This window comes from Pseudomonas sp. OV226, assembly GCF_003148705.1.
Lineage (GTDB): Bacteria > Pseudomonadota > Gammaproteobacteria > Pseudomonadales > Pseudomonadaceae > Aquipseudomonas.
On the sequence record NZ_QGGS01000003.1, the window covers coordinates 1 to 20,905 of the forward strand.

The window sequence follows — 20,905 nt, forward strand, 5'->3', positions numbered from 1 at the left end:
CCGATGGTAGTGTGGGGTTTCCCCATGTGAGAGTAGGTCATCGTCAAGATTAAATTCCGAAACCCCAATTGCGAAAGCAGTTGGGGTTTTGTTTTGCCCGCAGGAAAGTTCGTACGCAGGTGATCTGCTTCAAGCATGAATACTCAGGCCTCATGCTCGATCAAGGCTTTACGAATAGCTTGCGCTAGTCCAAAACGCCGCTTGAGCGCGCCTTAGCGTGCCGTGTTATTGGGCGAGGAACGAAGAGCCTGATTCGCCGAAGACCTGGCCATAAAGCTTCTGGGGAGCTTACAGGCCGCCCGGTAGGCCTGGCAGGCTGATTTGCTTGTGCTTCAGGGCATGATCACATGCCTCAGGCATGCGCCGCCCAAGATGCCCCGGGATTAGGAATAGCAGACCATCACCCACAAAAAAGCCCCAGACCCTAAGGACTGAGGCTTTCTCGTTTCAACGTATGGTGCACCAGGCGGGATTCGAACCCACGACCCCTGCCTTCGGAGGGCAGTACTCTATCCAGCTGAGCTACTGGTGCAAGCGGGCGCCATGATACTCATATGTGTAGCGGGCGTCCATGCTGCTGAATCGCTTGTGTTTTTTGAAAGCGTAACGTGTGTTTGCTACGTTGATCCGAAAAATAACGCAAATGCGGCGTTTTCGTTCTTTTTTTCGAACAGGCTATTGTCCTTTACCCCCTTTGATCCTAGGATTCGTTTGAGATTTCAAACGCTCTTGTCTGGGTGCTGAACCGCACGATATCCATCGGTGCGCTATTTATGTGCTTCAGCCCAGTGAATGATTTCCCTGACGGCAGCCTAAGGGCGCCTTTCTACAATCATAATTTGCTCCGCGCCTGCCGCGGTGCTGTTAAGGAAAGCCGACATGCAGCTTAAAGACACCCAGTTGTTCCGCCAGCAAGCCTTTATCGATGGCGCTTGGGTCGACGCAGACAATGGTCAGACGATCAAAGTGAACAACCCGGCAACGGGCGAAATTCTGGGCACTGTGCCGAAAATGGGTGCCGCCGAGACCCGTCGTGCCATCGAAGCCGCTGACAAAGCGCTGCCGGCCTGGCGTGCTCTGACCGCCAAGGACCGCGCGAACAAGCTGCGCCGCTGGTTCGAGCTGATTATCGAAAACCAGGACGACCTGGCTCGCCTGATGACCCTCGAGCAGGGCAAGCCATTGGCCGAAGCCAAGGGCGAAATCGTTTACGCTGCTTCCTTTATCGAGTGGTTCGCTGAAGAAGCCAAGCGCATCTACGGTGACGTGATTCCTGGCCACCAGCCAGACAAGCGCCTGATCGTGATCAAGCAGCCAATCGGCGTGACCGCTGCCATCACCCCGTGGAACTTCCCGGCCGCGATGATCACCCGTAAAGCCGGCCCAGCACTGGCTGCCGGTTGCACCATGGTGCTCAAGCCTGCTTCGCAAACCCCGTTCTCCGCATTCGCTCTGGCTGAACTGGCTCAGCGTGCCGGCATTCCAGCCGGTGTGTTCAGCGTTGTTTCCGGCAGCGCCGGCGACATCGGTAGCGAGCTGACCAGCAACCCGATCGTACGCAAACTGTCCTTCACCGGCTCGACCGAAATCGGTCGTCAGCTGATGGCTGAATGCGCCAAGGACATCAAGAAAGTGTCCCTGGAACTGGGCGGCAACGCGCCGTTCATCGTGTTTGACGACGCGGACCTGGATAAGGCCGTCGAAGGCGCGATCATTTCCAAATACCGCAACAACGGCCAGACCTGCGTCTGCGCCAACCGTCTGTACATCCAGGACTCGGTCTACGACGCATTCGCCGAGAAGCTGAAAGTGGCCGTGGCCAAACTCAAGATCGGCAACGGTCTGGAAGCCGGCACCACCACTGGCCCGCTGATCGATGAAAAAGCCGTGGCCAAGGTACAAGAGCACATTGCTGACGCAATCAGCAAAGGCGCAACCGTTCTGGCGGGTGGCAAGGTCATGGAAGGCAACTTCTTCGAGCCGACCATCCTGACCAACGTGCCGAAAAACGCTGCAGTGGCCAAAGAAGAAACCTTCGGTCCATTGGCACCGCTGTTCCGCTTCAAAGACGAAGCCGAAGTGATTGCGATGTCCAACGACACCGAGTTCGGTCTGGCTTCGTACTTCTATGCTCGCGACCTGGGCCGTGTGTTCCGTGTGGCTGAAGCCCTGGAATACGGCATGGTCGGCGTCAACACCGGGTTGATCTCCAACGAAGTCGCGCCGTTCGGTGGCATCAAGGCCTCGGGCCTGGGCCGTGAAGGCTCCAAGTACGGCATCGAAGATTACCTGGAAATCAAATACCTCTGCCTGGGCATCTAAGCCCGGCAAGGCATTGCTTCAAGCACAAAGGGCACGAGAGCGCTGACCCTTTGTGCGTTTCAAATCGCATTATTCTCGGTGGCCGGGAACGTAGTGACAGTCGATCATCGCATGCTGTTGCCGTTGCTCCCCGCCACTTAATCCTTGAACCACGCCGCCCGATGAGCGGTGAATGAGGACTGTATGAGCAAGACTAACGCTTCTTTGATGGCCCGCCGTACCGCTGCTGTTCCACGTGGTGTAGGCCAGATTCACCCGATCTTCGCCGAGTCCGCGAAGAACGCTACCGTGACCGACGTTGAAGGTCGTGAGTTCATCGACTTCGCCGGCGGTATCGCTGTGCTGAACACCGGTCACGTGCACCCGAAAATCATCGCCGCCGTAACCGAGCAGCTGAACAAGCTGACCCACACTTGCTTCCAGGTTCTGGCCTACGAGCCGTACGTAGAAGTGTGCGAAAAAATCAACGCCAAGGTCCCAGGTGATTTCGACAAGAAAACCCTGCTGGTGACCACGGGTTCCGAAGCCGTAGAAAACGCCGTGAAAATCGCCCGTGCCGCCACTGGCCGTGCCGGCGTGATCGCCTTCACCGGCGCTTACCACGGTCGCACCATGATGACCCTGGGCCTGACCGGTAAAGTCGTGCCTTATTCCGCCGGCATGGGCCTGATGCCAGGCGGCGTGTTCCGCGCCCTGTACCCGAACGAACTGCACGGTGTGAGCATCGACGATTCGATCGCCAGCATCGAACGCATTTTCAAGAACGATGCTGAACCGCGTGACATCGCTGCAATCATCATCGAGCCAGTGCAGGGCGAAGGTGGTTTCTACGTTGCGCCTAAAGAATTCATGAAGCGTCTGCGTGCTCTGTGCGACCAGCACGGCATCCTGCTGATCGCTGACGAAGTACAGACTGGCGCTGGCCGTACCGGCACCTTCTTCGCCATGGAACAGATGGGCGTTGCTGCCGACCTGACCACGTTCGCCAAGTCCATCGCAGGCGGCTTCCCGCTGGCGGGTGTATGCGGCAAGGCCGAATACATGGACGCCATCGCTCCAGGCGGCCTGGGTGGCACCTACGCCGGTAGCCCGATCGCTTGCGCTGCGGCCCTGGCCGTGATGGAAGTGTTCGAAGAAGAACACCTGCTGGACCGCTGCAAGGCTGTCGGCGAGCGTCTGGTCACTGGCTTGAAAGCCATCCAGGCCAAGTACCCGGTTATCGGTGAAGTCCGCGCCCTGGGTGCAATGATCGCTGTTGAGCTGTTTGAAAACGGCGACAGCCACAAGCCAAATGCTGCTGCGGTAGCGTCGGTTGTGGCCAAGGCTCGCGACAAGGGCCTGATCCTGCTGTCCTGCGGCACCTACGGCAACGTTCTGCGCGTCCTGGTACCGCTGACTTCGCCGGACGAGCAACTGGACAAAGGTCTGGCGATCATCGAAGAGTGCTTCTCCGAGCTGTAATCACCTTGTGTGACCTGATCGACAAAAAACCCGCTTAGGCGGGTTTTTTTACGCCTCTTGAAACACATTGAGTGCATTTGTTATGTATCGGGCAGTCAGTGTTGACTAAGGTTCATGCATTGCGAGGGAGCGTATTGCATGAGTGCCGTTGATTTGCCCGCTGTACCGAGAGTGTTGATTGCCGAGGCTGACCCTTGGTCTCGCGATTTGCTCAAACAGGTGTTGCTGAATGTGCGCTGCGACGCGCGGCTGGACCTGTGCGCCGATGGTCAGCAGGCGTTGGAACTGCTGGCGGACGTGCCGTATGACCTGGTCATCGTCGACTGGGAGTTACCCGGCGTCGATGGCCTGAATGTGTTGCGCAATGTGCGCCAGCGCAAGCGCAATCCATTGCTGCCCTTCATTCTGATGAGCAGCCGCAATGACAGCGCGAGTGTGCATGAAGCCTTGCCCCTGGCGCCCACCGCTTACTTGACCAAACCCCTGGACATGGAAAACCTGACCCACCGCCTGGAGGAGTTGCTGCTGAATGTCGGTGAGGAAGTGTCCTGCGCGATACCGGTGCTGGCACAAGGCATGACGTTGTCGGTGTATCTGGAGCGTCGTCGGGAGCTGGCGGATGGCGCACCGTTGATGACTGACGTACAAGTGGCGGTCAAGCGCAGCCTCACCCCCCAGCGACTGGACCTGACCCGACTCGAAGCTGAAATCCGTACCGACCCTCAGATCACCGCGGTATTGATCGCCGCCGCCAATAGCGCAGGCCATCATCTGGGGGCAGCGGTTCAAACCCTGTCTCAAGCGTTGCACCGATTGGGGACGGGGCAAAGCATGAACCTCATTCTGGGGCTGACCCTCAAGCGCAGTGCCCGACTGAGCGATCCGTTCCTGGCGGATTATGCCGAGCGTTATTGGGAGTTGTCGCTGCATACCGCCGAATACGCCCGGACGCTGGCGCGCTTGCTGGATCTGGATCAAGAGCGTTGTTATTGCGCAGGTTTGTTGCATCGACTTGGCGACCTGGCATTGCTCAAGTGTTTGCAGGAATGGAAGCAGGCCGGGGGTGAGTTGGATGAGTGGGAAGAGGTGGGTGATGCGCTCACCGAGTTCGGTGCAGCCTACGGTTCGGCACTGCGCACTCGCTGGCGGCTGCCGCTGGAGTTGCGAGAACTGATTGCGGCGGTCTATCAGCTCGGTGGCGGGGTTTACTCTCGCGAAGCGCTAGTGATGAACATGGCGGCGCAATTGGCGCGTCTGACGGAGCACGAGGGCATTGAGGCGCTAGCCAGGAGCCGCACGGCGCGGTTGCTCAAGATTGGCTTGCCGGAGCTGATGCGTTTGCGCAAAAAGTAAGCCATACACTAAGGGGGTTGGTGATTGGCCTGCTAGCTGGAAACAATCCGGTTTTTGCCTTGTCGCTTGGCCTCATACATCGCCGCATCCGCCCGTGAGAACAGGCTGTCGAGGCTTTCGTCGGCTTCGGTGAGGCTGGTCAAGCCCTGGCTGACGGTGATGCCGAACGTCTGGTCGTCATGACTGAAGCTCAATTGTTGAATCTGCCGTTGCAGACGTTCGGCCACTTGCATGGCCGTGTCGGGCGCGCAGCCGGGGAACACCGCCGCGAATTCTTCGCCACCAATTCGCCCGAACACATCCCCACGGCGCAATGCCCCGCGCCCGCTTTCGGCGATCTGTTGCAGCACCGTGTCACCTTTCGGATGACCGTATGTGTCGTTGACCACTTTGAAATCATCGATGTCCAGCAACAGGAACGCCAGCGGCGTCCCTTGCTTGCGTGCGAGTGCAAACTCTCGTTGCGCGCATTCGAAGAAGTGCCGGCGGTTACTGCTTTGCGTCAGCACGTCGGTGGTGGCCAAACGTTGCAGCTCGGCGTCCATCCGCTTTTTTTCGGTGATGTCTTCGGCAATGCCCACGATGATGACCGGTTGCCCGGGTTCGGCCTGTCGGTTGATAAAGCATTTGTCGCTGAGCCAGCGAACCTGTCCGTCAGCATCGATGATGCGGTATTCGCGATCTTCAACGGCGCCTTTGACCAGTACTTCGGCCAGGCTTTGCTGCGCATAGTCCAGATCGTCGGGGTAAATGCTGTCGCGCCATTCGTTACAGTCGGACAACAATTTCCCGGCGCTGCGGCCGAAAATCCGCTCATAGGCCGGGCTGACATAGAGCACCTGACGCGTTTCCCAATTGAATGCCCAGAGCACCGCATTGACGCTCACCAGCAGCGAGCTGAACAGCTGTTCGCGCTCGCTCAGTCGCGCCACTTCGCTTTGGGCATGCATCAGCGCCATCAGGGTTTGAGCCGTGTCTGGCGATTGCGCAAAGGATGAGTCGTGCGGGTTTTTATGGACCATCGAGACAAATCTCAAAGTACTGCGCCGCTCCAGGTTCGAAAGCGGCTACAGCGAAGCTCGCCGGGGGGCGAAGTGTCTTTGAGATAGGGGATTTAGAGCTAAGTTCCGAAGGGTGCGCCCGCGAGCGGGGGCGCACCGATCAACGGCATCAGGCAGCGGAAGGGCGCAGGGAATAGGTTTTCAACTGGTCGGCAAAGTCGCGCAGCGATTGAATGCCGCTGGCCTCGGCTTCATGCACCCAGTCCTTGATGGCAGCGAGCATGTCATGACCATTTGAGCTGGTCTTGACCCAGATCTGCTGCAAGGCCAGGCGTTTCTCGTAAATTACCTTCAGCGCCTGGCTGTGCTCGAGCATGGTCTGGATGCGAACGTGGTGTTTTTCATCCAGCAAGCTGGTTTCCCGCGAAAGCAGGCGCTTGGCGCGGTGGAATTGATGGCGGACCGAGTGATCAACCTTTTCCAGCTCTTGCTTGACCAGTGGCGCGATAACCAATTTGCGGTACTGGGCCATGATCTGGAAGCGGTTATTGAGGATCGCCATGGCGGTGTCCATGTCCAGGTTGCCTTTGCCTTCAACCCGGTGGGCGATCGGTGCAACACGCTGGACTTTGGCCAGACGAAAGAAACTGAAGACCTGGATCCAGGCCCAACCAAGGTCGAACTCCCACTTCTTCACCGACAATTTTGCCGAGTTAGGGTAGGTGTGATGATTGTTATGCAGTTCTTCGCCGCCGATCAGGATGCCCCAAGGCACCAAGTTGGTCGCCGCATCGCGGCATTCGAAGTTGCGGTAGCCGATGGCATGACCAAGGCCGTTGACCACACCGGCGGCCCACACCGGGATCCACATCATCTGGATGGCCCAGATGGTGATGCCGATGGTGCCGAACAGCAGCAAGTCGATGACGCCCATGATCGCCACACCCAACAGCGGATAACGGCTGTAGAGGTTGCGTTCGATCCAGTCCTCGGGGCAGTTCTTGCCGTAGATGCGCAGGGTCTCGGGGTTTTCCGCTTCGGCGCGGTACAGCTCGGCGCCTTTGCGCAGAACGGTGGAAAGCCCCTTGATGACCGGGCTGTGCGGGTCATCGACGGTTTCGCATTTGGCGTGGTGCTTGCGGTGGATGGCCGTCCACTCGCGGGTGTTCTGTGCAGTGGTCAGCCACAACCAGAAGCGGAAGAAATGTTTCAGGCCGGCATTGAGCTCAAGCGAGCGATGGGCTGAATAACGATGCAAATAGACCGTAACGCCAACAATCGTGACGTGGGTCATCAACAGAGTGACTGCGACCAGAGACCAAGGCGACAAGCCGAGAAAACCTTCGTACCACATAGGCTATAGGGCCCTCGATAAAGAAAAAAACAGCCGTTGCATTATCACTAAGCCCACGGATAAAACCAGTCGCCCTTTCAGATAAGAGTGGCTGGATGTGTCTTCAACCTATAATTCCAACCCTACTGTAGGGACATGGACGGCCCAATGTCTGCCACCTATCGCGATGCCCTGCGTACAGCGCTGCTTTATCTGTTGATTTCAGTCGCCTGGATGGCGTTCAGCGGCTATTTATTGAACAGTTTCTTCGATAGCTCTGCTGAGTTATTGCGATGGCAACTGATCAACGGCTATGTCTGGGTGGTGCTCAGCGCAGGGTTGATCTTCGTTGCCCGGGCCCGGCTGTTCCAGTGTCTGGGGATCGGCGCCAAACTGCGCGAGCGGCATGCCGACCGGGAGCGCTTGCGCCAGGCCGCAGCCGTGTTCGATTGCACGCGTGAGGGTGTTCTGGTCACCGATAGAAACGGACGGATTGTCCATGTAAATCGGGCCTTCATGGCGATCACCGGTTATCAGCAGAATGAAGTGCTGGGCCAACAACCCAGTCTGTTCAAATCGGGCCATCATCCACCGTCGTTTTACCGGTCGATGTTTGCAGCCCTCCACAGCACTGGCGAGTGGAGCGGGGAAATCTGGAACCGCCGCAAAAGCGGTGAAATCTACCCGCAATGGCAAACCATCCGCATCATTCATGACGATCAGGGGCGGCACAGTCATTACGTTGCGGTGTTTTCCGATATCAGTGCGATCAAAAACTCCGAGCATGAGCTCAAACACCTGGCTCACCACGACCCGCTGACCGATTTGCCCAATCGGCTGTTGTTCACCGACCGTGTCGAACAGGCACTGGCGTCGGCGCAAATCCACAAACGGAGTTGCGCGTTGCTGATGATCGACCTCGATCACTTCAAGATGATCAACGACAGTCTCGGGCACACCGTGGGTGATCAGTTGCTAAAAGCCGTGGCCGAGCACTTGAAAGCCCTGTTCGGCCCGGGAATCACGCTGGCGCGCCTGGGCGGTGACGAGTTTGCGGTGCTCGCCGAAAACTGTCCGCAAGTGGCGCAGGCGGCGACGTTGGCTCAGCGGGTCATCGATGGTCTGCGCGAGCCCTTCTATATCGACGGGCATCGACTTTTTATCAACACCAGTGTCGGCATCAGTCAGTTTCCCGGTGATGCCTTGAGTGCCGAGCAAATGTTGCGCAACGCCGACTCAGCGCTGTTCAAGGCCAAGAGTGCAGGGCGCGATGGTTACGCGCTTTACACCGAAGAATTGACGGCCCATGCCCAGCAGCGCGTGGAAATAGCGTTTGAATTGCGGCGCGCCCTGCAGCAGCAGGAGTTGCGCGTCCATTACCAACCCGTGCATGACCTCAAGACCAGCCGTCTGATAGGGGTGGAAGCGTTGGTGCGTTGGGAACATCCGCAGCGCGGGCTGGTGTCGCCGGCAGAATTTATCCCCGTCGCCGAGCGTATCGGGCTGATTGCCGAGATCGATGCCTGGGTCTTGAAGCAAGCCTGTGAGCAAATGTGCCAGTGGCAAGCGGCGGGTGTGGCGTTGTCGTTTGTCGCGGTGAATGTTTCATCTCGACTGTTTGCCCGGCGTGAGCTGTATCAGCAAGTAGTTCGGGTGCTTGATGCGACGGGCCTTGACCCGAAGTATCTCGAACTGGAAGTCACTGAAAGCGCAGTGATGGATGATCCGGAGGAGGCGCTGGAGCAGATGCATCGCCTGCGTGAGTTGGGTGTGCGGTTGGCCATCGACGATTTCGGCACTGGCTATTCGTCGCTGCTGCGCCTCAAGCGATTGCCAGTGCAGAAGCTCAAGATCGACCAGGGATTTGTTGCAGGTTTGCCCTGGGATGAGGATGACGTGGCCATTGTGCGGGTGATCATTGCCTTGGCGCAGAGCATGGGAATGCAGGTGCATGCCGAGGGGATCGAGCAGCTTGAGCAGGCCGGTTTCCTGCTGGAGCATGACTGCGATCTGGGGCAAGGCTACTGGTTTGGGCGACCGGTGCCGGCTGAGCAACTGGATTGGATGTGTGCGCCGGTTATTCGATAAGCCCGCGATCGTTCCTACGCTCTGCGTGGGAATGCCGCCCGGGACGCTCCGCGTTGCCGCAAAACCATGACGCAGAGCGTCATCGAATGCATTCCTGCGCAGGGCATGGAAACGATCAACACGCCGTAACCCCCCGTCCCGCCAAATAATATTTTCTGGTTATATAAACATTCTTAAATAGTCTTTTTAAGAATAACCGCGCCTCTCTACTATTGGTCTCACGCCGCAAGCAGTGCCGCCACTGCCAGGCAACCTCTCAGTTGAAGGAGCAGCACCATGAGCGCATCCCTACGTAGTGTTGATGGCCAAGACGAAGCAACCATTTTGCGTGAGATCCAGAGCGCGTTGCGCGATCTGCGCTTTGGGGCGGTGGAGATCACCGTGCACAACGCCCAGGTCGTCCAGATCGAACGCAAAGAGAAATTCCGTTTGCAGAACCCGAGCAAGCCGAGCTGAGAAATCGGCGACCCGCTTCCAGCACTCCATAAAAAAGCCAACACAATCAGAATTCCAGGAGCTTTCACCATGTCGTCGATTCGTCATTTTGCTTTGGCCGCCCTGGCCAGTGCCCTTTTTGCGGGTTCCGCAGTCGCCAAGGATTACGAACTGCTGAACGTGTCGTACGACCCGACGCGTGAGCTGTATCAGGACTACAACGCCGAGTTCATCAAGTTCTGGCAGAAGGATCACGCAGGCGACAACGTGAAGATCCAGCAATCCCACGGTGGTTCGGGCAAACAGGGTCGCGCTGTCATTGACGGTCTGCGCGCTGACGTCGTGACCCTGGCCCTGGCCGGCGACATCGACGAAATCGCCAAACTCGGCAAGACCCTGCCGGCCGACTGGCAGACGCGTCTGCCGGAAGCGAGCACGCCGTACACCTCGACCATTGTGTTCCTGGTGCGCAAGGGCAACCCCAAAGGCATCAAGGACTGGGGCGACCTGGTCAAAAATGACGTATCGGTCATCACCCCGAACCCGAAAACCTCCGGCGGTGCACGCTGGAACTTCCTCGCAGCCTGGGCCTACGGCCTGAAAGCCAATGGCGGTGACGAAGGTAAAGCCAAAGACTACATCCAGACGCTGTTCAAGCACGTTCCGGTGCTGGATACCGGTGCTCGTGGCTCGACCATCACCTTCGTCAACAACGGTCAGGGCGACGTGTTGCTGGCCTGGGAAAACGAAGCCTTCCTGGCCCTGAAAGAAGACGGTGGTGCCGACAAGTTCGAGATTGTCGTGCCTTCGCTGTCGATCCTCGCGGAGCCTCCAGTGGCCGTGGTCGACAAAAACGCCGAGAAAAAGGGTAACGAGCAGATCGCCGAAGCATACCTCAAGCATCTGTACAGCCCGGCAGGCCAGGAAATCGCGGCGAAAAACTTCTATCGTCCTCGTGACAAAGACGTGGCCGCCAAATACGCCAAGCAGTTCCCGACCCTGGAGCTGGTATCCATCGACAAAGACTTCGGCGGCTGGAAAACCGCACAACCGAAGTTCTTCAACGATGGTGGCGTGTTCGACCAGATTTACCAGGCGCAGTAGTCTTAAATAGCCATCAACGAGCCCCGATTTAACCGTCGGGGCTTTGCGCGTTCTCAACCAAGGACTTTTATGTCGCGTCGTATCTCCCCCGTCATACCCGGCTTCGGGCTGACGCTGGGCTACACCTTGGTGTACCTCAGCCTGATTGTGCTCATTCCACTGGCGGCGATGTTCGTCCACGCCGCTCAACTCACCTGGGATCAGTTCTGGGCAATTATCTCGGCGCCACGGGTGCTGGCGGCGTTGAAGCTGAGCTTCGGCACCGCGCTCTATGCCGCGATCATCAACGGCATCATCGGCACGCTGCTCGCCTGGGTACTGGTGCGCTATACCTTCCCAGGGCGCAAAGTCATCGACGCAATGATCGACTTGCCCTTCGCTTTGCCGACTGCGGTGGCCGGTATCGCACTGACTGCGTTGTACACCCCCACCGGTTTGGTGGGTCAGTTTGCGGCGGATCTGGGTTTCAAGATCGCGTACACCCCCCTGGGCATCACCCTTGCCCTCACTTTTGTGACACTTCCATTCGTAGTACGTACCGTACAGCCGGTATTGGCCGATATTCCCCGTGAAGTGGAGGAAGCGGCGGCGTGCCTCGGTGCAAAACCGTTGCAGGTTTTCCGCCATATCCTGGTGCCCGCGTTGTTGCCTGCGTGGCTGACCGGCTTCGCTTTGGCCTTTGCCCGCGGGGTCGGCGAGTACGGCTCGGTGATTTTCATCGCCGGCAACATGCCGATGAAGACCGAGATCCTGCCGCTGCTGATCATGGTCAAACTCGACCAGTACGATTACACCGGCGCCACGTCCATTGGTGTACTGATGCTGGTGGTTTCTTTCGTCCTGTTGCTGCTGATCAACCTGCTGCAACGTCGCATCGAAACCCCATAAGGAGGCGCGAACCATGTCCCAATCGTCTATCGCTGCCGCCTCTTCGGCCAACGCTGCGCGCCGTGGCAGTGCCACCTCGCGAAGAATCCTGATCGGTCTTGGCTGGCTGATTTTTGCGCTGTTTCTGCTGTTGCCGCTGTTCATCGTGGTGTCCCAGGGCCTGAAGCTTGGCCTCGGTGCGTTTTTCACCGCGATTTTTGAACCGGACGCGCTGTCGGCGCTGAAACTCACGGTGATCGCCGTGTTGATTTCCGTGCCGCTGAACCTGGTGTTCGGTGTCAGCGCCGCCTGGTGCGTGAGCAAGTACTCGTTCCGCGGCAAGAGCATGCTGGTGACGCTGATCGACCTGCCGTTCTCGGTCTCACCGGTGATCGCCGGTCTGGTTTACGTGTTGATGTTCGGTGCCCAGGGCCTGTTCGGGCCGTGGCTGCAGGATCACGACATCCAGATCGTCTTCGCATTGCCGGGCATCGTGTTGGCGACGATTTTCGTCACCGTGCCGTTCGTGGCTCGCGAGTTGATCCCGTTAATGCAGGAACAAGGGACTCAGGAGGAGGAGGCCGCGCGCCTGCTGGGCGCCAATGGCTGGCAGATGTTCTGGCACGTCACCGTGCCCAATATCAAATGGGGGCTGATCTACGGCGTGGTGCTGTGTACCGCGCGGGCGATGGGTGAGTTCGGTGCGGTGTCGGTGGTTTCCGGGCACATTCGCGGGGTGACCAACACCTTGCCGTTGCACGTTGAGATCCTCTACAACGAATACAACCACGTGGCCGCGTTCGCCGTGGCGAGCCTGTTGCTGATCCTGGCGCTCTTCATCCTGCTGCTCAAGCAGTGGAGCGAAAACCGTATTAACCGCCTGCGCGCCAGCGCCGCGGAGGAATAATTCATGTCGATCGAAGTGCGTAACGTCAGCAAGAATTTCAACGCGTTCAAGGCGCTGGACAACATCAGCCTGGACATTCAGAGCGGCGAACTCGTAGCGCTGCTCGGCCCGTCCGGCTGCGGCAAGACCACGCTGCTGCGGATCATCGCCGGGCTGGAAACCCCGGATCAAGGCAACATCGTGTTCCACGGTGAAGACGTGTCCGGCCATGACGTGCGTGATCGCAACGTCGGTTTTGTGTTCCAGCACTACGCCTTGTTCCGCCACATGACGGTGTTCGACAACGTCGCATTCGGCCTGCGCATGAAGCCGAAAAACCAGCGCCCGAGCGAAAGCCAGATCGCGGTGAAAGTCCACGAATTGCTGAACATGGTGCAACTGGATTGGCTGTCGGATCGTTATCCGGAACAGCTCTCCGGTGGCCAGCGCCAACGCATCGCCCTGGCCCGCGCCCTGGCGGTGGAACCGAAAGTCCTGCTGCTCGACGAACCGTTCGGTGCTCTCGACGCCAAGGTCCGCAAAGAGCTGCGCCGCTGGCTCGCGCGTCTGCACGAAGACATCAACCTGACCTCCGTTTTCGTGACCCACGACCAGGAAGAAGCGATGGAAGTGGCCGACCGCATCGTAGTGATGAACAAAGGGGTGATCGAACAGATCGGCTCACCGGGCGACGTCTACGAAAACCCGGCCAGCGATTTCGTCTATCACTTCCTCGGCGACTCGAACCGGCTGCATCTGGGGGAGGACCATCACGTGCTGTTCCGTCCTCACGAGGTGTCGCTGTCACGTCATGAGCTGGAAGATCACCACGCGGCTGAAGTGCGCGACATTCGTCCGTTGGGCGCGACGACTCGGGTGACGTTGAAGGTCGAAGGCCAGGTCGAACTGATTGAAGCTGAAGTGGTGAAAGACCATGACAGCCTGACCGGGTTGGCGAAGGGCGAGACGCTGTTCTTCAAGCCCAAGGTCTGGCAGAAACTCGCCAACCTCTAAAGCAAAAGCATCGTCGGAGCGCCGCCCGGAGCAAGCTCGCTCCCACAGGAGTTCTATGCACGCCATAGATCCAATGTGTGCGAGCTTGCTAGCGATGGCGCCTTAGGCCGCAGCGCGATTCGGATTTATTCGTACACCCCCGGCTCGCGCCTCGATCTGCTCTTTGAGGTCATGCCGCAGCCCCAGCAAAAACGCCAGCTCCGCCACCACAAACAACGGCCCGACAATCAACCCGGTCACGTCGTCGACAAACGCCGGTTTACGCCCTTCATAGTGATGGCCGACAAACTGAATCGCCCAGCCGATCACAAACATGCCGATGCCGCTCACCAGCCAGACCAGCGTGCTTTGCTGCGCCAGCGTTTGCCCCGCCCAAACGGACAGTGCCAGCAACACAGTCATCAACACCCCGAGGCGCAACTCCAGGCGCAGGTAAAACCACGCCGACGCCAGCGATACCAGCACCGCGGGTGAAAGCCAGCCTCCGGCCCATTGCGGCCGCGACAGCAGCACTGCGACTGCCACCACGATCAGCGGAATACCGATAAAGTGGCTGGCAATGTTGCGCGGGTCTCGGTGGTAGGCGGCGTATTGACTGAGGTGGTCGACGAGGCTTTTCATTATTATTCTCCTGTAGGGTGATCGATCATGCCCCGGGGCCATTTTTCGCTCTGTCAGCCAGGCGACAGTCTAGGAGTTTTCATGGATATGCAGGACTGGCGTTCAACCCTCATGACGGGGCAGTGGTTCAGTCATCTACCCGTTTCTTTCCAGCATAGTCTGCTGGCGATTGCCCGGGCGCGACGACTGGGAGCGGGGCAACTGCTGTTCAAGCGTGGCGATCCGCCGTGCGGGCTGTACGCGGTCCTCGAGGGATCGGTGCGCATTGGCGCGGTGAGCGAGCAGGGCAAGGAGGCCTTGCTGAGCCTGGTGGAACCACCGCATTGGTTCGGCGAAATCTGCCTGTTCGACGGCCAGCCGCGCACTCACGATGCGTTCGGCGTGGGCCAGTGCGTGTTGCTGCACATCCCGCAAGCGGTACTGCTGAAGTTGCTCGATGAGCAACCGCAGTATTGGCGGCAACTGGCGTTGCTGATGAGCCAAAAACTGCGCATGACCTTCATCAACCTCGAACAATTGAGCCTGATGCCGGCACCGGCACGGCTGGCGCATCGCTTGCTGATGATCGCTGCCGGTTACGGCGAAATCACCCCGCCTCGCCGTGTGCTGCAACTGCCACAGGAGCAATTGGCGTCGATGTTGTCGCTGTCGCGCCAAACGACCAATCAGATTCTCAAGGAGTTGCAGGGGCAGGGGATTCTGGATCTGAGGTACGGCGAAATCGAGATTCTGGACGCTGAGCGGCTGCGGGCGCTGGCGATTGTTTGAAACCCGACGTTATCGGTGGGCTTTGTCTGCGAAGGCGCCTAGCCTGTGATGACGATTATCGAGGTGTGCCATGCGTGTACTGTTAGTGGAAGACGAACCCGAAACCGCCGCACTTCTGGCCAAAGGCCTGAGTGAGGCGAGTTATTCGGTTGATGTGGCGCTCAACGGAATGGACGGCCGGCGCTTTATCGAGTCTGGTGAGTACGAGCTGATCATCCTCGACGTGATGCTGCCGGGACTCAACGGTTGGCAGTTGCTGCAACAGATCCGCAAGCTCGGCGAGACGCCCGTGTTGCTCCTCACCACAAAGGACGGCATCGAGGATCGTCTGCGCGGCCTGGAGTTGCATGAGGATGATTACTTGCTCAAGCCGTTCGCCATGAGTGAGCTGGTAGCGCGCGTGCGCAAGTTGTTGCGGCGCGATCGCGGGCGCTGATGGTTGTCAGTTGGTTAAAATTTGAGCTGAACTTTGTGCCTGAACTGCACTAAATACAATGCATAAACACAAGTTAGTAGTTATTGCACTGTATGGAATGCAGGTTGGCGTATGAAAAATCTTGGTGATCTAATCCGTTCGCTACGCAAAGAGCGAAAGCTCTCCCAGCAGGCGCTGGCAGAGCAGTACGGCATGAGCCGTTCTACGATCTCGGGCATAGAGAACAATACCGTCTCTGAAATTGGTTTGCGCAAGGTCGAAGCGATCCTCAACGGCTTCGGTTATGAACTGACCGCCGTGCCGCTGCAGTCGAAGCGCCCCACGCTCGACAGTCTCAAGAAGGTGAACTTCCATGGATGAACCGCAGGAAAGGGACAGGCTGCAAATCAATGTCAGCGATACCGCAGTCGGAAACCTCGGCCGAGGCCAGGTTCGCAGCGACACTGTGTTTGCTTATGCGATAGAGACGCAGGAAGAAAACGCCGTCTCGTTGACGATGCCGGTTCGCCTCGAAAGTTACTCGTGGGAGCGAGGCGTGCCGCCGCTTTTTGAAATGAATTTGCCTGAAGGCGCTTTGCGCGACGAGTTGACTCGTCGTTTCAGTAAGGCAGTTCGAGGATTTGACGATTTTTCTCTGCTGACTATTGTCGGTCCCCACCAGCTTGGGCGAGTAGGCATTACACCGGAGCAGAATGTGCCCGACCGGCCTCCCGAAACCAGTCTTGCAGACCTGTTGATTCACGATGGCACGCAAGGCTTGTTCGACGACCTCATGGATACCTATGGCCAATATTCCGGTGTTTCCGGCGTGCAGCCCAAAGTGCTGATGCGCTTTGGCCGCTCGGCCTGCAACTTGACCGAAGGGCGCTGCAACGAACTGCTGCAACTAGTCGTCCATGGGATGGATTTGGCGATGATCGAAATGCGCAACCACATCAAGGCAAACAGCGCATTTGCCGAGGTTGGCGCCGGGATGTTGGACCAGTGGGAAGCAGGCGTTGCGCGCAGTCTGGTCAAAGGCTGATCAGCGCAACCCATCCCGAAACTGCCCCGGCGTCATTCCAGTCCAACGCTTGAACGCGCGGCTGAAACTGCTGGTATCGGCAAAGCCCAACAGGTAACTGACTTCACTCAACGAACACTGCGGGTCGCGCAGGTGCAACAGCGCCAGGTTTTCGCGACTTTCATTGAGCAGCGTATCGAACCGGCAACCTTCGTCCGCCAGGTGCCGTTGCAGGCTGCGCAAGCTCAGGTGCAGGGCCTTGGCGATGTGTTCGGCGCTGGGTTCGCCTTCCGGTAATTGTTCTTCAATGGCATCGCGCACCTTGCGCTCCCAGGTCAGCGGCTTTAGCTGCGCCAGCGTTCGCTTGAGCACGGTTTCGTTGTGCTCGGCCAGCTCCGGGTTGGCGTCGTCCAGGTGACTGTCGAAGTCGACGAGGGCAAATTCCAGTCGGTCTTCATCGGCGCCGAAGTACACCGGCGAACGGAACACCTTGTGCCATTGATGTGAATCTGCCGGTTCCGGGCGGCGCAGGTACACCGCCAGTGGGGCGTAATCGCGGCCCAGACGATTGCGGCAGGTGCGCACATAAATCGCCGCGAAAGCGTCGATGGCTTCGAATGCGGGTGCGGGGTTGCCGGGCGGAATTTTCAGGCGAAAACGGTAGCAATCTTCGGCACGGGTCAGCTCCAGTTCCAGGGCATCGCTGACCACTTGGTGATAGCGCACGATGCGTTCGAACACCTCGCGCAAACTGCCGCTGGCCACCAGCGCATAACCGAGCGCATGAAACGTGGTGGGGCTGACGAAGCGCGACACGCGCAAGCCAATCGCCGGATCGCCACTGACCTGCACCGCGATTTCCCACAGGCGTGTGGTGCTGGACAACGGGTAACGAGCGTTCGGGTCGTCCATCAATTGCGGGTCGAGCCCCGCCTGGTGGCACAGGGCGGTGCTGTCGAGGCCCAGGGCATCGAGCTGCTTGCGCAGGGCGCGGGTCCAGCTGGCAAGGGAGGTCGGTTCAGTCATGCTGATTGGCGCTTCCGGTCAACAGGTTGGCGTTCACGGCTACCACCTTGTAAACAGTCACAAGGCAGGATGCGAACATCAATAACCAGAGGATGGAAGCATGCACGGTACTTCTGCAAGTCCCCAACGACTGAATGCAGCGCAGCGATCAGCACATATTCGTGAAGTGGTGCTGGCCAAGGGCGTCGAATTGCGTCAACGCTACCCGATACTCAATCACCAGGACGCCCTCGGCGCAGGCATTCTGGCGTTCGCCCTGACCGGGATGATCGGGTCGGCGGCCCTCTACATGACCGGGCACATGGCCTGGTGGGCCTGCCTGTTGCTCAACGCGTTTTTTGCTTCGTTGACCCACGAGCTGGAACACGACCTGATTCACAGCATGTACTTTCGCAAACAGCGGGTGCCGCACAACCTGATGATGGGGCTCGTGTGGCTGGCGCGGCCGAGCACGATCAATCCATGGATCCGTCGTCATCTGCACCTCAATCACCACAAGGTGTCCGGCACTGAAACCGACATGGAAGAACGTGCCATCACCAACGGCGAGCCTTGGGGTGTTGCGCGACTGTTGATGATCGGCGACAACATCATGTCGTCGTTTATCCGCATGCTACGGGCCAAGACCTGGGCGCAAAAATTCAGCATCCTCTACCGCACGGTGAAGGTCTACGCACCGCTGGCGCTGCTGCATTGGGGCGCGTGGTACGTGTTTCTCGGCTTCCATGCGGCCAACGGAATCGCGTCTTTGATGGGCGCGCCTATCGAGTGGTCAGCGACCACGTTGTCGGTGATGCAGTTGATCGACATCGCGGCGGTGGTGATTATCGGCCCGAATGTCTTGCGCACGTTCTGCCTGCACTTCATCAGCTCGAACATGCACTACTACGGTGACGTGGAACCGGGGAACGTCATTCAGCAAACCCAAGTGCTGAACGCTGCATGGCTGTGGCCCTTGCAGGCGTTCTGCTTCAACTTCGGCAGCAGCCACGGCATCCATCACTTTGTCGTGAAAGAACCGTTTTACATTCGCCAGATGACCGTGCCGGTCGCGCATAAAGTGATGCGCGAGATGGGCGTGCGGTTCAATGATTTCGGCACATTCGCCCGGGCCAACCGGTTTACACGCAAAGAAGCTGTGCAGCCGCGAGAGGTGCGTGCCGCTCAGGTGTAATGGCTGTGATCGGAAATTCAAACACGCAACAAGCGATGGCATTGGCGTTCGTCATCAATCTGACCCAAACGAGCGATACGTTAAGACACCAGCAGGGAGGCTGGGTGTTCCACGAATCGCTGAACGCATATTCTTTATGGGTCTAATAAAGTAATTAAATATTCCTTTATTAGATAACCGTTTCGAACAATCATCGCTTCACAGGTTTTTGAGTTTCCGGGGCCGTCTCCTTGGCAGGGTGCGGCCCTTTTTTTTGCCCAGGAAAAATGCCGACCCATTCTTGGTAACCTGCATATTCTATAAATGCATTAATAAATAGCTTCTTATTCCTTAACGAATATAACTCTCCTCCCTATACTCGACCACGAACAGACACGCTGCAGGAGAGTTCCCCATGCGCAACGAATCAATTCGCTACCTGATTGTGCCGGGCTGGCAAGGATCGCCGGAAGATCATTGGCAAAGCCACTGGCAGAACAGCCTGCCGAACAGCGCGCGGGTGGAGCAGGCCGACTGGCTGACGCCGCGTCGTGAAGACTGGGTCGCGGCGCTGGCCGAGGCGATAGTCGCCGACAGCACGCCGGTGATCCTGATCGCTCATAGCCTGGGTTGCATCACCGTCGCCCACTGGGCAGCGGCTGCCCCCGTGCAATTTCTACGTCAGGTTCGCGGGGCCTTGCTGGTCGCGCCGGCCGATGTCGAACGCCCGGCGTGCGCGCCGGCCTTGCGCAACTTCGCGCCGATTCCCACTGACCTGTTGCCGTTTCCAAGCCAGGTCGTCAGCTCCGACAACGACAACGCCGTCAGTGCGTCGCGAGCCCTTGAGCTGGCGCGCAACTGGGGTGCCGAGGCGGGGATTTTATCGGGTGCCGGACATATCAATGTGAAGTCGGGTCACCAGCGCTGGGAGCAGGGGTTTGCGTACCTCTATCGCCTGCAAAACCGAATGGAACACCACGCCTTGCGCCGCGCTTGAACCCTTATTTTTTTTAAAACGCCTACCCGTCTCCCGGCGGCCTTGGGCGGGAGTCTGCCATGAGTTTTGAAGCCTTCGGTCAGCCGCTGCTGACCTTCCCCGATGCAGAAAAAAGTCCCCTGAGCATCCGCGCCAAAGCGCTGGTGTTCGTCGATCCGCGTTCGCGGCAATTGCGCCAGGAACTGGAAGCGCTGGCCCCGCGTTCGATCTCGGTATTGATCCGCGGTGAAACCGGCACCGGCAAGGAATTGCTGGCGCGTCATATCCATCGCGCCAGTGATCGCGGCGGCTTGTTCGTGTCGGTCAATTGCGGCGCGATCAGCCCGACTTACGCCGATGCCGAATTGTTCGGCTATGCCGCCGGCAGCTTCAGCGGTTCGGCCAGCAGCCGCGCCGGGTGGTTCGGCTCGGCCAATGGCGGCACGCTCTATCTGGATGAAATCGGCGATTTGCCGCTGCCGATTCAGATCAAATTGTTGTCCGCGCTTGAGAACCACGAAGTCATCCGCGTCGGCGCACATCAACCGAGCCCGGTGGACGTGCGCCTGGTCGCCGCGACCAGCATAGATCTGGCCCAGGCCGTAGCCGCCGGGAAATTCCACGAGCGGCTTTATCACTACCTCAGCGAAGGTCATCTGGAGCTGCCGGCATTGCGTGACCGCGTGGGCGATATTCTGCCGCTGGCCGAGTATTTCCTCGGCATCTACAGCCAGCGCCTCGATCTGCCGGTGCCGTTGATCAGTGAAACCGCGCAGCGTGTGCTGGAGCGGCACAGTTGGCCGGGAAATACCCGAGAGCTGGAAAACATCATTCACTTTGCATTGTTGGTGAGCACCGGCGACGAGATTTTGCCGGAGCATTTGAATTTGCCGGAAGCGCCAGAATCGCTGGCGCAGATCGAACAGCAAGCGGCTCAACTGATTGAAAACGGCAGCGCAGCCGAGCGTTCCGCGCTTAAGCGTTTGCTGGAAAGCCTGACGCAGACGCTGCACGGATCTGTATGAGCAAAATGGAATATGAAAGTGAATAAAAGATAT

At 58.4% G+C, this 20,905-nt stretch carries 20 protein-coding genes and 1 tRNA gene; 16 read left to right on the top strand and 5 right to left on the bottom strand.

From position 1 onward, the window contains the following. Positions 1-455: 455 nt before the first annotated feature. A tRNA-Arg gene (locus C7534_RS06020) sits at positions 456-532 on the bottom strand. Positions 533-879: 347 nt separating this feature from the next. Between C7534_RS06020 and gabD the strand changes: the two genes are divergently transcribed. From gabD to C7534_RS06035, 3 genes are all read left to right on the top strand, one after another. Then, positions 880-2,322: an NADP-dependent succinate-semialdehyde dehydrogenase gene (gene gabD / locus C7534_RS06025; protein WP_109785271.1), complete on the top strand. Its 1,443-nt coding sequence runs from the start codon at positions 880-882 to the stop codon at positions 2,320-2,322. 183 nt (positions 2,323-2,505) lie between these two features. Further along, positions 2,506-3,783, top strand: coding sequence for a 4-aminobutyrate--2-oxoglutarate transaminase (gabT, locus tag C7534_RS06030; protein ID WP_046031363.1), 1,278 nt, complete (start codon positions 2,506-2,508; stop codon positions 3,781-3,783). 138 nt (positions 3,784-3,921) lie between these two features. Then, complete coding sequence (locus C7534_RS06035; RefSeq protein WP_109785272.1) at positions 3,922-5,136, top strand: response regulator; 1,215 nt, start codon at positions 3,922-3,924, stop codon at positions 5,134-5,136. A gap of 32 nt (positions 5,137-5,168) precedes the next feature. Here the strand turns inward: C7534_RS06035 and C7534_RS06040 are convergent, their stop codons facing one another. Together C7534_RS06040 and desA are read right to left on the bottom strand one after the other, a co-directional pair. Then, entirely contained in the window at positions 5,169-6,158 is a 990-nt protein-coding gene (locus tag C7534_RS06040) for a GGDEF domain-containing protein (protein WP_046031361.1), read from the bottom strand. Positions 6,159-6,306: 148 nt separating this feature from the next. Then, positions 6,307-7,491, bottom strand: coding sequence for a delta-9 fatty acid desaturase DesA (gene desA / locus C7534_RS06045; RefSeq protein ID WP_046031360.1), 1,185 nt, complete (start codon positions 7,489-7,491; stop codon positions 6,307-6,309). Between the two features lie 147 nt (positions 7,492-7,638). On the opposite strand from desA, the gene dibA reads away from it, so the two are divergent. From dibA to C7534_RS06075, 6 genes are all read left to right on the top strand, one after another. Beyond that, positions 7,639-9,558 (top strand): phosphodiesterase DibA, encoded by a 1,920-nt coding sequence (gene dibA, locus C7534_RS06050; protein ID WP_109785273.1) that lies wholly within the window; start codon positions 7,639-7,641, stop codon positions 9,556-9,558. Between the two features lie 276 nt (positions 9,559-9,834). Beyond that, entirely contained in the window at positions 9,835-10,014 is a 180-nt protein-coding gene (gene oscA / locus C7534_RS06055; protein WP_046031358.1) for a sulfur starvation response protein OscA, read from the top strand. Positions 10,015-10,083: 69 nt separating this feature from the next. Further along, positions 10,084-11,097 (top strand): sulfate ABC transporter substrate-binding protein, encoded by a 1,014-nt coding sequence (locus C7534_RS06060; RefSeq protein WP_109785274.1) that lies wholly within the window; start codon positions 10,084-10,086, stop codon positions 11,095-11,097. Between the two features lie 69 nt (positions 11,098-11,166). After that, entirely contained in the window at positions 11,167-11,985 is an 819-nt protein-coding gene (gene cysT / locus C7534_RS06065) for a sulfate ABC transporter permease subunit CysT (RefSeq protein WP_033058556.1), read from the top strand. A 13-nt stretch (positions 11,986-11,998) separates the two neighbouring features. Beyond that, positions 11,999-12,871: a sulfate ABC transporter permease subunit CysW gene (gene cysW, locus C7534_RS06070; RefSeq protein WP_046031356.1), complete on the top strand. Its 873-nt coding sequence runs from the start codon at positions 11,999-12,001 to the stop codon at positions 12,869-12,871. 3 nt (positions 12,872-12,874) lie between these two features. After that, positions 12,875-13,864: a sulfate/molybdate ABC transporter ATP-binding protein gene (locus C7534_RS06075; RefSeq protein WP_046031355.1), complete on the top strand. Its 990-nt coding sequence runs from the start codon at positions 12,875-12,877 to the stop codon at positions 13,862-13,864. Between the two features lie 102 nt (positions 13,865-13,966). On the opposite strand, the gene C7534_RS06080 is transcribed toward C7534_RS06075, so the two are convergent. After that, positions 13,967-14,485, bottom strand: a complete 519-nt coding sequence (locus tag C7534_RS06080) for an Mpo1 family 2-hydroxy fatty acid dioxygenase (RefSeq protein ID WP_046031354.1) — start codon at positions 14,483-14,485, stop codon at positions 13,967-13,969. Between the two features lie 81 nt (positions 14,486-14,566). Between C7534_RS06080 and C7534_RS06085 the strand changes: the two genes are divergently transcribed. The 4 genes from C7534_RS06085 (at position 14,567) to C7534_RS06100 (ending at position 16,713) form a co-directional block, all read left to right on the top strand. Beyond that, positions 14,567-15,253 carry a Crp/Fnr family transcriptional regulator gene (locus tag C7534_RS06085; protein WP_109785275.1) on the top strand — a complete coding sequence of 229 codons (687 nt, stop codon included), beginning with the start codon at positions 14,567-14,569 and terminating at the stop codon, positions 15,251-15,253. A gap of 70 nt (positions 15,254-15,323) precedes the next feature. Continuing rightward, positions 15,324-15,689 carry a response regulator gene (locus C7534_RS06090; protein ID WP_046031352.1) on the top strand — a complete coding sequence of 122 codons (366 nt, stop codon included), beginning with the start codon at positions 15,324-15,326 and terminating at the stop codon, positions 15,687-15,689. A 111-nt stretch (positions 15,690-15,800) separates the two neighbouring features. Further along, positions 15,801-16,049: a helix-turn-helix domain-containing protein gene (locus tag C7534_RS06095; protein WP_109785276.1), complete on the top strand. Its 249-nt coding sequence runs from the start codon at positions 15,801-15,803 to the stop codon at positions 16,047-16,049. Next, complete coding sequence (locus tag C7534_RS06100; RefSeq protein ID WP_109785277.1) at positions 16,042-16,713, top strand: HipA N-terminal domain-containing protein; 672 nt, start codon at positions 16,042-16,044, stop codon at positions 16,711-16,713. Before C7534_RS06095 ends, C7534_RS06100 begins: the two co-directional genes overlap by 8 nt. On the opposite strand, the gene C7534_RS06105 is transcribed toward C7534_RS06100, so the two are convergent. Then, positions 16,714-17,718, bottom strand: a complete 1,005-nt coding sequence (locus C7534_RS06105) for an AraC family transcriptional regulator (RefSeq protein WP_046031349.1) — start codon at positions 17,716-17,718, stop codon at positions 16,714-16,716. It lies immediately after the preceding gene. A 100-nt stretch (positions 17,719-17,818) separates the two neighbouring features. Between C7534_RS06105 and C7534_RS06110 the strand changes: the two genes are divergently transcribed. The 3 genes from C7534_RS06110 to C7534_RS06120 all read left to right on the top strand — a co-directional run bounded on the left by C7534_RS06110 (position 17,819) and on the right by C7534_RS06120 (position 20,872). Then, positions 17,819-18,892: a fatty acid desaturase gene (locus C7534_RS06110; protein ID WP_109785278.1), complete on the top strand. Its 1,074-nt coding sequence runs from the start codon at positions 17,819-17,821 to the stop codon at positions 18,890-18,892. Between the two features lie 394 nt (positions 18,893-19,286). Next, positions 19,287-19,868 carry an alpha/beta hydrolase gene (locus C7534_RS06115; protein ID WP_046031347.1) on the top strand — a complete coding sequence of 194 codons (582 nt, stop codon included), beginning with the start codon at positions 19,287-19,289 and terminating at the stop codon, positions 19,866-19,868. 59 nt (positions 19,869-19,927) lie between these two features. Continuing rightward, complete coding sequence (locus tag C7534_RS06120) at positions 19,928-20,872, top strand: sigma 54-interacting transcriptional regulator (RefSeq protein WP_109785279.1); 945 nt, start codon at positions 19,928-19,930, stop codon at positions 20,870-20,872. Positions 20,873-20,905: the final 33 nt, after the last annotated feature.

Coding starts and splice junctions, on each gene's coding strand:
- C7534_RS06095 (WP_109785276.1), top strand. CDS start 15,801: ATGAAAAATCTTGGTGATCTAATCCGTTCGCTACGCAAAGAGCGAAAG.
- C7534_RS06110 (WP_109785278.1), top strand. CDS start 17,819: ATGCACGGTACTTCTGCAAGTCCCCAACGACTGAATGCAGCGCAGCGA.
- cysW (WP_046031356.1), top strand. CDS start 11,999: ATGTCCCAATCGTCTATCGCTGCCGCCTCTTCGGCCAACGCTGCGCGC.
- C7534_RS06075 (WP_046031355.1), top strand. CDS start 12,875: ATGTCGATCGAAGTGCGTAACGTCAGCAAGAATTTCAACGCGTTCAAG.
- C7534_RS06105 (WP_046031349.1), bottom strand. CDS start 17,718: ATGACTGAACCGACCTCCCTTGCCAGCTGGACCCGCGCCCTGCGCAAG.
- gabD (WP_109785271.1), top strand. CDS start 880: ATGCAGCTTAAAGACACCCAGTTGTTCCGCCAGCAAGCCTTTATCGAT.
- desA (WP_046031360.1), bottom strand. CDS start 7,491: ATGTGGTACGAAGGTTTTCTCGGCTTGTCGCCTTGGTCTCTGGTCGCA.
- dibA (WP_109785273.1), top strand. CDS start 7,639: ATGTCTGCCACCTATCGCGATGCCCTGCGTACAGCGCTGCTTTATCTG.
- C7534_RS06080 (WP_046031354.1), bottom strand. CDS start 14,485: ATGAAAAGCCTCGTCGACCACCTCAGTCAATACGCCGCCTACCACCGA.
- C7534_RS06040 (WP_046031361.1), bottom strand. CDS start 6,158: ATGGTCCATAAAAACCCGCACGACTCATCCTTTGCGCAATCGCCAGAC.
- C7534_RS06115 (WP_046031347.1), top strand. CDS start 19,287: ATGCGCAACGAATCAATTCGCTACCTGATTGTGCCGGGCTGGCAAGGA.
- C7534_RS06090 (WP_046031352.1), top strand. CDS start 15,324: ATGCGTGTACTGTTAGTGGAAGACGAACCCGAAACCGCCGCACTTCTG.
- C7534_RS06060 (WP_109785274.1), top strand. CDS start 10,084: ATGTCGTCGATTCGTCATTTTGCTTTGGCCGCCCTGGCCAGTGCCCTT.
- oscA (WP_046031358.1), top strand. CDS start 9,835: ATGAGCGCATCCCTACGTAGTGTTGATGGCCAAGACGAAGCAACCATT.
- gabT (WP_046031363.1), top strand. CDS start 2,506: ATGAGCAAGACTAACGCTTCTTTGATGGCCCGCCGTACCGCTGCTGTT.
- C7534_RS06085 (WP_109785275.1), top strand. CDS start 14,567: ATGGATATGCAGGACTGGCGTTCAACCCTCATGACGGGGCAGTGGTTC.
- C7534_RS06100 (WP_109785277.1), top strand. CDS start 16,042: ATGGATGAACCGCAGGAAAGGGACAGGCTGCAAATCAATGTCAGCGAT.
- C7534_RS06120 (WP_109785279.1), top strand. CDS start 19,928: ATGAGTTTTGAAGCCTTCGGTCAGCCGCTGCTGACCTTCCCCGATGCA.
- cysT (WP_033058556.1), top strand. CDS start 11,167: ATGTCGCGTCGTATCTCCCCCGTCATACCCGGCTTCGGGCTGACGCTG.
- C7534_RS06035 (WP_109785272.1), top strand. CDS start 3,922: ATGAGTGCCGTTGATTTGCCCGCTGTACCGAGAGTGTTGATTGCCGAG.